Consider the following 6,561-nt stretch of genomic DNA (forward strand, 5'->3'; position numbering starts at 1 on the left):
CCACTTCCCCGGTGGCCGCCGGCCTGGCGGCGGGAGGCGGCGCGGCCGGCACCAGCCAGCGGTGCAGCGGCAGGCCCAGCAGCAGGTGCAGCAGCGCCCAGACCAGGCAGGCGCCGCGCCAGCCCAGTTCCGCCTCCATCCAGGTGGAAAGCGGCCAGCCCAGGGTGGAAGCAAAGCCGGCGATCAGCGTGATGCCGGTGATGGGCCCCTTGGCCGCGCCGCCGAACAGCCCGGCTAGGGTGGCGAAGGCGGTCTCGTACAAGCCGCAGGCCATGCCGACGCCCATCAGCGCCCAGGCCAGCCCCAGGGCCAGCGGACCCTGCGCCAGGGCCATGCAGCCCAGGCCCGCTGCGAAGACCAGATTGGAGAACAACAGCACCCCGCGCCCGCCATGCCGGTCCACCAGCCGGCCAAACCAGGGCCCCAGCAGGGCCGAGAGCAGCAGCGACGCCGAGAAGAAGCCGTAGAGCATGGCGCTGGACATCCCCAGCGAGGCCGCCATGGGCCGCGCCAGGATCGCGGGAAGGTAATAAGAGGAGGCCCAGGCCAGGGTCTGCGCGGTACCCAGGGCCAGGACCACGCGGGTGGTGGGCGGATTCGACATGATGCCGGGCAGTTTCCGCCGCGGGCCGGCGCGCACAAGCGGGGCCGGCGCAAAAAAACGGCCGGAGTGTTGCCACTCCGGCCGCTTTCAGTTCAATCCAACTGTTAGCGTCAGGCCGCCAGCGCCTGCTGGCCGTTGCTGTTGCCCTCGATCACCGGGCGCTCAGCGGGCTGGCCGCCGCCGATGGCGATGCGGCGGGGCTTCAGGGCCTCCGGCACCTCGCGCTTCAGGGACACATGCAGCAGGCCGTTCGCCAAGTCGGCGCCCTGCACCTGGATGTGGTCCGCCAGCACGAAGCGGCGCTCGAAAGCACGGCCGGCGATGCCACGGTGCAGGAAGCGGCGCTCCTGCTCAGGGGCGGTCGGCGCGGCCTTGCCGGAGACGGTCAGGATATTGTCCTGAGAGGTGATCTCCAGGTCCTCGGCCGCGAAGCCGGCCACGGCCATGGTCAGCACATAGGCATCGTCGCCCGTCTTCTCGATGTTGTACGGCGGGTAGGCCGAACCCTCGGAAGCGGCGCGCGCGCTGTCCACCAGGCGGGACAGGCGGTCGAAGCCAATGGCGGAACGGAACAGCGGGGTCGGGTCAAAAGCGGTCATCATCGAACTCTCCTCAAGGAGCAAAAGTCCGTTGCTGGGGCGGCCGGGATTCCGATTTGGGCCCCCATCCGGGCAACCCATGGTGCATCCGACCGCGCCGGCGACCCCTCAGCAGGGCGTCGCTGGCACCGACCCATATGGAAAACGCCGCCCCTTGCATCAAGAGGCGGCGCTTCAGTTTTTCGCGAAGAAAACCGGGGGAAGGCTCAGGCCTTCTTGCGGGCCCCGATGCCGGCGAACTTCTTGTTGAACTTGGCGATCTGCCCGCCCGTGTCGATGATGCGCTGCTGGCCAGTCCAGGCCGGATGCGACTTCGGGTCGATATCCAGACGCAGGGTCTCACCTTCCGAGCCCATGCAGGAGCGGGTCTTGTAGGTGGTGCCATCCGTCATGATGACGGTAATCTCGTGGTAGTCGGGATGGATATCGGGCTTCATGCCGGTGAACTTTCCAACAGGATGGAGCAGCCGATGCCGACCGGCCGCACGAAGCGGCGCTTCTAGCCCGGTCCGGCCCCCAGGCGCAACAACCGAGGCGGATTCCCGCCGGATTGACCCTCCGGCGACACGATCTTAGACCTTCCGCCGCCGCATCCGAGGAAGGCGCCGCGCATGAACATCCTGTCCATCCAGTCCTGGGTCTCCTACGGGCATGTCGGCAACGCTTCCGCCGTCTTCCCACTCCAGCGATTGGGGGCCGAGGTCTGGGCGGTGAATACCGTGCAGTTCTCCAACCACACCGGCTATGGCACCTGGCGGGGCCAGGTCTTCGGCGCCGAGCTGGTGCGGGACCTGGTGCAGGGCATCGAGGACCGGGGCGCCCTGCCCCGCTGCGACGCCGTGCTCTCCGGCTACATGGGCGATGCCGCGATCGGGGAAGCGGTGCTGGATGCGGTGAGCCGCGCCAAGGCCGCCAACCCCAAGGCGCTCTATTGCTGCGACCCGGTGATCGGCGATGTGGGGCGCGGCGTCTTCGTGCGCCCCGGTATCCCGGAATTCATGCGCGACCGCGCCGTGCCGGCCGCCGACCTGATCACCCCCAACCAGTTCGAGCTGGAGCACCTGACCGGCCTGCCCGTGACCACCCTGGCCGAGGCCAAGGCCGCCGTGGCGGCGCTGCAGGCCACCGGCCCGCGCGCCGTGCTGGTGACCTCGCTGAAGGTGGCGGAAACGCCGGAAGACCAGATCGAGCTGCTGGCGGCGGAAGACGGCGAGTTCCACCGCGTCCGCACCCCCATGCTGCCCATCTCGGTGAACGGGGCGGGCGACGCCATCGCGGCGCTCTTCCTGTTCCACCGCATCAAGACCGGCTCGGCCGCGGCGGCGGCCGCGGCGGCGGCTTCCTCGATCTACGGGCTGCTGCGCCGCACCTCGGAAGCCGGGTCGCGCGAGATCCTGACAGTGGCGGCCCAGGACGAGTTCGTCGCTCCGAGCCGCGTCTTCCTGCCGGAAGCCTGTTGAGCCTTAGCCCAGCGGCGCCGCCAGGCGGCGCAGCTGGCTTTCCCGCACCACGCGCTCATGCCCGTCGCGGTCATGGCGGATGCGGTATTCGCGGTCCTCGCTGTCATTGGGCAGCAGGCGGACAACGGTATAACTGCCGCTCGGCGCCGTGGGGCTGAGCCGGCCGAGAACCAGTTCCAGCCGCTGTCCAATGTTGAAGCTATGATGCTGTGGCATATGCAACTCCTGGCGCGGGCGTGGCGGGGCGGCGACGGGGCCGCCCGCGCGACCCTCTCGCCGAGGGTTCAGCCGAGCATGTCCAGCACGATCCGGCGGATCTCTTCCTGTGTCAGGCCGGTCGGCTCGGCCTCGCGACGGCTCGCGGGCTGCGCCTCGGGGCCACGCGGCAGGGCGGGCTGGGCATGGTGGGGATTCTGGATGGAAAGATAATTCATCATGTTTTCTTCTTTCTTTGTTGCTTGGCGCCAGCCCGGCTGACATGTCCGGGGCTGTTATTCTGGCGCGGTCGTGGCCGGCGGCGGAAAGCTTCCGCATCATACCGGCTTCGGCGCCCTGCCCGGCCGGCGCTTGAGCGCCGTGTCCGGGCATGGCTGCCAGCGGGGCGGCACGAAGGCCGCCCGCAAGCCTTCAGGCCATCTTCAGAGCGGTGGCCGAGACCTTACCCTGCTGACCCTGCTGCAGCTCGTAGGAAAGCTTGTCGCCTTCCTGCGGCGCGTTCAGGCCGGCGCGCTGGACATCGGAGATGTGCAGGAACACGTCCTTGGAGCCGTCATCCGGCTGGATGAAGCCGAAGCCCTTGGTCGTGTTGAACCACTTAACGGTGCCTGTGGCCATGATGGTGTTCCGTTCATGACAAGTGTGCCGCACCACAACATCGTGGCACGGATCAACTTCGATAAGACGGACACCAAGCTCGCAGCCCTATCATGAGCAAAGAGAACAGGCCGGACCAAACGAGACTGACAACACCAAGATGGTTCATCCGGCAAAAAATACAAGCCATAAAACGTGCTGAATTATTCTGCGGGGAAAATCAGCACAATGGCCGCACATCCAATAAGCAGGACTTTGCTCATTTCTGCTGCACCCGGCACAAATAAAGCCAAACAGCTTAACCGGGGCAGAATAGCTTTTAAGTTCCGGCCCATACATGCCGAAGGCTCAGGGAGGCCACCGGGAGCGGGTACCCGGTGGCCTGCGCCTCGCGGCCTCAGCCCCGCTTGACGTTGATCGGCAGGGGAATGCCGCGGCGGATATTCACCAGCCCCTTGCGATAGGCGCTGTCCACGAAATACTGCCCCAGCGGCACGTAAGGCACGTCCTGGAAGAATTGCGCCTGGATCTGCCGGCCGATGGTCTTCTGCGCCGCCATGTCCGGCGCATCGAACCAGGCGTCCCGCAGCGATTCCAACTTCTCCGAGTTCGGCCAGCCGAACCAGGCATTGTCGCCGTTGGTGCGCAGCAGCAGGTGGCCTGCCGGGTTGTTGAACTCCATGCCGCTGAACAGCGCCACCAGCGCGTTCCAGCCGCCCTGGTTCGGCGGGTTCTTGTTCTGGCGGCGCTGCAGCAGCGTGCCCCAGTCGGAGGTCGCGTCCTCCACGTCGAAGCCGACCTTCTGGAGCATGTCGACGCCAACGGCCATCAGCGCGTTCTGGTTCGCCACATCGGTCGCATGCAGCGCCACCACCTTGGCGCCGCCCTTGCCGGCCGCCGCGATCTCGGCCTTGGCGCCGTTGATGTCGCGCGGCGAGGTCAGGGCCGAAATCCCCTCGTCGGAAGCCAGCGGGCTGGCGACGGGGAAGCAGCCGACGCCGGCACGCCAGTTCTTCTCGTCACCGGCGACGGAGGCCATGAAATCCTCCTGCACCACCGCCTTCAGCAGCGCGCGGCGCACCACCGGGTCGTTGAAGGGCGGGTGCAGGTGGTTCAGGCGCAGGCTGGCATAGGTGCCGCTGGCATCGATGCGGTCCAGCACCACGTCCCGCGCACGGGCGACGAGGTCATTGAGGTCGGAAGGCACGACCTCCCACCAATCCACCTCGCCCGCCTGGACGGCGCCGGCGGAGGTGGCGGGGTCGGGGATGACCTTCCATTCCACCCGCTCGAATTCCGCCAGCTTCGGGCCGGCCACCATGCTGGGCTTGCCCACCGGCGTCGGCACATACTTGTCGAACTTCTGGTAGACGAGCTGCGCGCCGGAAACCCGTTCCCCCGCCACGAAGCGGTAGGGGCCGGAGCCCACGACCTCGGTGAAAGGCTTGGTCGGATCCTGGTTGGCGAAACGCTCGGGATAGATAAAGCAGGGATAGGATGAAGCCTTGCCCAGCGCGTCCAGCATCAGACCGAAGGGGCGCTTCAGGCGGATCTCGAAGCGGCGGTCGTCCAGCACGCGGAACTCGTCCACGCGCGCGGCCATGGTCTGGCCCATGGTGTCGCGCGCCATCCAGCGCTTGATCGAGGCGATGGCATCCTGCGAGCGCACCTTCTCCCCGTCATGGAAGGTCGGACCTTCCCGCAGGGTGAAGGTCCAGCGCTTGCCGTCATCCTCGACCGTGTGGCCTTCCGCAAGCTGCGGCTGCGGCACGAAATTCTCATCGATGCCGTAGAGCGTGTCCCAGCACATGTGGCCGTGGTTGCGCGTGGGATAGGCGGTGGTGCCCAGCGGGTCGAGGATGGTGACATCCGCCTGAGGGATGAAACGCAGGACATGCGCCGCATTGCCCTGGGCCAGCGCTGGGCGGGACAGCGACGCGCCGCCCAGCATTGGCAGGGCGGCGCCAGCAAGGAAATGGCGTCGTTTCATGGTTCCGGCTCCATACGATTCGTTGGCCTCAACCTGCCCGACAAAGGGTGGCGAGCGCCAGAGCCGGCAGCCCATTCACCCGCTTATCAGGCGCTCCGCAGATTGGAGAGCAGCCCCTTCAGCTCGCTGCGCAGGGCGCCACCCTGCCGCGACAGCTCGTTGCCCAGTTCATGCAGCCCCGCCGCCGCGGCCGCGGCCTCCCCGGTGGCATGGCTGACGGCCTGCACCTCGCTGGTCACGCGGTCGGTGCCGCTGGCGGCTTCCTGCACGTTGCGGGCGATCTCCCGCGTGGCGGCCCCCTGCTCTTCCACGGCGGCGGCGATGCTGCCGGCGATATGGTCCATCTCCGCGATGACGCCGGCAATGGCGCCGATGGCCTCCGCCGCCCCCTGCGCCGCCCCCTGCATGGTGGCGATCTGGCTGCCGATCTCCTCCGTCGCCTTGGCGGTCTGCGCCGCCAGGGACTTCACCTCGCTGGCCACCACGGCGAAGCCCTTGCCGGCCTCGCCCGCCCGCGCCGCCTCGATGGTGGCATTCAGCGCCAGCAGATTGGTCTGGCCCGCGATGTCGCCGATCAGCCGCACCACATCGCCGATGCGCTGAGAACTGTCGGACAGGCCCTGCACCGTGGCATCCGCCGCCTGGCTGCGCTCCAGCGCGCGCCGGGCGACGCTGGCGGCATCGGCCACCTGGCGCGTGATCTCGGCGATGGCGGTGGAAAGCTCCTCGGCCGCCGCCGCCACGGTCTGCACATTGCCGGCGGCGGCATGGGCGCCCCGCGCCGCACCCTCCCCCCGCTCCCCGGCCAGGCTGATATTGCCGGCCAAGCCCTGCGCCCGCTGTTGCAGCATCGCGGCGCTCTGGGCCAGCTCCTCGCCCACCTGGCCGATGGAGCGCTCCACCTGCCCGGCCAGGGCCAGCGTCGCCTCCCGCCGCTCCCGCTCCCCGGCGGCGCGGCTTTCGGCCTGGGCGGCGCGCAGGGCCTCGGCTTCCTCGGTGCCCTGGCGCAGCACTTCCATGGCCTGCGCCACCTCGCCGATCTCGTCCCGGCGCTCCCGCCCCGGCACCGCGATGCCGGTCTTGCCGGCGGCCAGG

9 protein-coding genes are annotated in these 6,561 nt (G+C 68.4%); 1 reads left to right on the forward strand and 8 read right to left on the reverse strand.

Annotation, left to right across the window (positions count from 1 at the left end; genetic code table 11):
• The 3 genes from IBL25_RS23595 to rpmE form a co-directional block, all read right to left on the reverse strand.
• On the reverse strand, positions 1 to 604 hold a 604-nt coding region (locus IBL25_RS23595), incomplete at its 3' end, for an MFS transporter (RefSeq protein WP_187780921.1).
• Between the two features lie 110 nt (positions 605 to 714).
• Positions 715 to 1,203 (reverse strand): Hsp20 family protein, encoded by a 489-nt coding sequence (locus tag IBL25_RS23600; RefSeq protein ID WP_187780928.1) that lies wholly within the window; start codon positions 1,201 to 1,203, stop codon positions 715 to 717.
• Between the two features lie 206 nt (positions 1,204 to 1,409).
• A complete protein-coding gene (gene rpmE / locus IBL25_RS23605) occupies positions 1,410 to 1,640 on the reverse strand; it encodes a 50S ribosomal protein L31 (protein ID WP_187780922.1) in 231 nt (76 codons plus the stop codon).
• A 174-nt stretch (positions 1,641 to 1,814) separates the two neighbouring features.
• Between rpmE and pdxY the strand changes: the two genes are divergently transcribed.
• Positions 1,815 to 2,663: a pyridoxal kinase PdxY gene (gene pdxY, locus IBL25_RS23610; RefSeq protein ID WP_187780923.1), complete on the forward strand. Its 849-nt coding sequence runs from the start codon at positions 1,815 to 1,817 to the stop codon at positions 2,661 to 2,663.
• A 3-nt stretch (positions 2,664 to 2,666) separates the two neighbouring features.
• Here pdxY and IBL25_RS23615 read toward each other — a convergent pair whose 3' ends face one another.
• The 5 genes from IBL25_RS23615 to IBL25_RS23635 all read right to left on the reverse strand — a co-directional run.
• Complete coding sequence (locus IBL25_RS23615; RefSeq protein WP_187780924.1) at positions 2,667 to 2,879, reverse strand: hypothetical protein; 213 nt, start codon at positions 2,877 to 2,879, stop codon at positions 2,667 to 2,669.
• Between the two features lie 68 nt (positions 2,880 to 2,947).
• The gene (locus tag IBL25_RS23620) at positions 2,948 to 3,100 is read right to left on the reverse strand and encodes a hypothetical protein (protein ID WP_187780925.1); all 153 of its coding nucleotides are present in this window, start codon (positions 3,098 to 3,100) and stop codon (positions 2,948 to 2,950) included.
• A 190-nt stretch (positions 3,101 to 3,290) separates the two neighbouring features.
• The gene (locus IBL25_RS23625; protein ID WP_187780926.1) at positions 3,291 to 3,497 is read right to left on the reverse strand and encodes a cold-shock protein; all 207 of its coding nucleotides are present in this window, start codon (positions 3,495 to 3,497) and stop codon (positions 3,291 to 3,293) included.
• A gap of 376 nt (positions 3,498 to 3,873) precedes the next feature.
• Positions 3,874 to 5,466, reverse strand: coding sequence for an ABC transporter substrate-binding protein (locus IBL25_RS23630; RefSeq protein ID WP_187780927.1), 1,593 nt, complete (start codon positions 5,464 to 5,466; stop codon positions 3,874 to 3,876).
• Between the two features lie 86 nt (positions 5,467 to 5,552).
• Positions 5,553 to 6,561: methyl-accepting chemotaxis protein (locus IBL25_RS23635; protein WP_238940622.1), on the reverse strand; the 1,009-nt coding region annotated here is incomplete at its 5' end.

This window comes from Pseudoroseomonas ludipueritiae (genome assembly GCF_014490445.1).
GTDB classification, from domain to species: domain Bacteria; phylum Pseudomonadota; class Alphaproteobacteria; order Acetobacterales; family Acetobacteraceae; genus Pseudoroseomonas; species Pseudoroseomonas ludipueritiae.